Annotated in this window: 2 protein-coding genes; both read right to left on the bottom strand. The window is 60.9% G+C overall.

Annotated features, from left to right (window positions below; translation table 11 throughout):
* Positions 1-15: 15 nt before the first annotated feature.
* Complete coding sequence (locus tag GGQ90_RS28755; RefSeq protein ID WP_037473055.1) at positions 16-2,109, bottom strand: recombinase family protein; 2,094 nt, start codon at positions 2,107-2,109, stop codon at positions 16-18.
* 5 nt (positions 2,110-2,114) lie between these two features.
* A partial coding sequence (locus GGQ90_RS28750; protein WP_188084636.1) for a hypothetical protein occupies positions 2,115-2,561 on the bottom strand: 447 nt, incomplete at its 5' end.

Genomic DNA, 2,561 nt, shown 5'->3' with positions numbered 1-2,561 from the left:
GGATCGCCGAACGTTTCATGATGCTGCTTTCCTGGAAGGGGTCATACTGTAATTTGGCGCTGTGAGCGCCTTTATTTGCTGGAGGGTCAGTTCCACCTGCCACGGCTGTCCCTTCTTTAGTTGCCGGCCCTGAAGCTTACCGCGTTTCAGCCATTTGAACACCGTCTGCTCAGTGACGCCGAGCGCGGTCGCGGCACCTTGGATCGAGTAGCTGCCATCCGGCCAACGGGGCGGATTATGCTCGACGCCGTTGATCTTTACGGTGGGGATATTCCAGCGCTGGCGCAACAGGTGCACCGTGTTGTGGTCGAACAGCCCGTCCAGGCTGTTCCGCAGACCCTCTGTGTTGAGCGCGGTAGCGACCTCGGCGTCCATCATGCCAGCGGCGTTGAGCTCTCGGATCCGCTGTTCTAGCACGTCGGCATGAGCAGCTTCAGCATAGGATTGAGTGCGCCGCATGACCCAGTGTTCGGTCGCTGCGCCCGTCTGCCAGATGATGCGGATCCACACCATGCCTTTCGCCCGCCGCTGATCTAGAATGACCTTGTCGATCACGAGGCGGAGCATCGCCTTGCGTTCGCTGTTCTCGATTCTTTCCCAAAGATCAGGCAGGTCGATGCCGAACGCTGCGATACGGGCGCGATCGTCGGCATTCAACGCAACGGTTTGCTCCGTCTTCCACCGCCGATAGTCCTGCTCGACCTTTTCGACCTCACGCAGCTTGCTTTCCCAGATGCTTTCGAGCGAACGGGCAACGAGGCGGTTTTCCGGCTCGACCGCGTCATATTGGCGCCGGGCACGCTCGCATTCATATTCGGCGCGTTCGCGCTTGAGTGTCCATTGCCGTTCGAGTCCATGGACGTCCGCGTCGATGGCGTCGAGCGCGGCCAACGCGATGGCGAGTTGGTCAGGGGTGAGCGCTGCAAGGAACTGCCGTTCGACCTCAGCCTCAACCCGCGGCGCACGCACCTCTTGGCAATATTGACCGACGCAGGTCGCTCGTTCGGAACGGCACCGATATACCGGATGGTTGCTGTCAGGGCCAGAGTAGTTGAGTGCCATGCGCCGTCCGCAACTGCCACACATCGCTATACCCTGCAGCAGCGCCTTTCCCTTCCGAGGCATGCCACGATGCCCGGCTTTGAAGTTGCCGACATTGTCCGTGAGCTTGTCGCTGATCGCCATATGCGTCTCCCAACTGATATACGCTGGATGAGCATTCTGGATGCAGACTTCCCACTGTTCGCGCGGAACAGCGCGCGTCGGGTTATTGGCCCCCTCGCTTCGCTTTTCGGGCGCAGCACACCGGCGTCCGTAGACATAGGCTCCCGCATAGACAGGGTTTTTCAGGATATTGCGCACACGCGCATCGGTTGCATCGCGCCAGGCTATTTCGTGTGGCGCCGGTCCCTTCAACGGCCTGACCGGCAGGGCAAGATCGGCCTGGCGCAGATAGCGCACTGCTGCCTTTGCGCTTCCCAGGCGCATGAAGCTGTCGAACACAAGTCTGATGCGCTCCTGAACCTGGGCGTCGGGATTGAGCATGATCCCTCCGGCGGGCGCGTAGATCAGCCCTGCCGGAAGCGGGATACGCAGTTCGCCGCGCGCCGCCTTCTGCCGTTCCCCCGTGTGCAGGCGCATGCGGATCTGATGCAGCTCAGCCTCGCTCATGATCCCCGAGAGACCCAACAAAAGCCGATCATGGTAAAGTCCAGGATCATATATTCGTTCGCTGTCGGCGATGAGAACGCTGAACATCGAGCAGAGCTGAAGCAGTTGATGCCAGTCACTGTTGTTGCGTGCGAGGCGCGACGCGTCGTAGCTCAGAACGAGACCGGCGTGACCCAAGCCAACTTCAGCGATTAGGCGTTGGAAGCCGTATCGGTGCTGAGCCTCCGCGCCGGATTTCCCCAGATCGTCGTCGATGATCTCGACCCGTTCGCGCGGCCAGCCAAGGCCAAGCGCGCGGTCGACAAGCCGATACTGAAGCGCCGTGCTTTCCTGGTGATGGCGGATCTGGCCGACGCTCGACTGACGGACATAGACATAGGCCAGCTTGGCCTGCTGCGTGGTGCTTATCCGTTCATCTACGGCATAATCTCTCAACATCGGTGTCACCGGCGTAGCGGGCAGTTGGGCGCGAGCACAAAGCCTGCGCTATCGTCGCCGCCAGCTGACGCTGGATTGCTGGCGGCAGGCTCGACCATATCTGGATCTTTGGCCGTCTCCGGGGAGAGCTGATGTTCACTCTGGCATTCCTCGTCCTGTGATGAACGGCGCAACGCCTCTGCCAGCGCAACGACTCGCATTAGGATGGAGCCTGAGACCAACGGCGCGGATTTCGAGTCAGGCGGAGCGGTAGCCAGATCGGTGACGGAGCGAAGGATGTTTCGCTGCCCGCCATGCGGCACCCGGATAGTCATCCAAGCCGGCCCGCGATCAGACACCAGCTTCAGAACTTCGAACCGCTCGCCGAAGAGCGGATGCTGAGGGCACGTCACCGTTACATGGCGGATCAGCCCGTCGATATCAGGGGTATCACTGGATGGTTGGCTCGCCGA

The organism is Sphingobium scionense (genome assembly GCF_014197035.1).
In the GTDB taxonomy this organism is placed as follows: domain Bacteria; phylum Pseudomonadota; class Alphaproteobacteria; order Sphingomonadales; family Sphingomonadaceae; genus Sphingobium; species Sphingobium scionense.
This window is presented reverse-complemented; position numbering and strand designations above follow the sequence as displayed.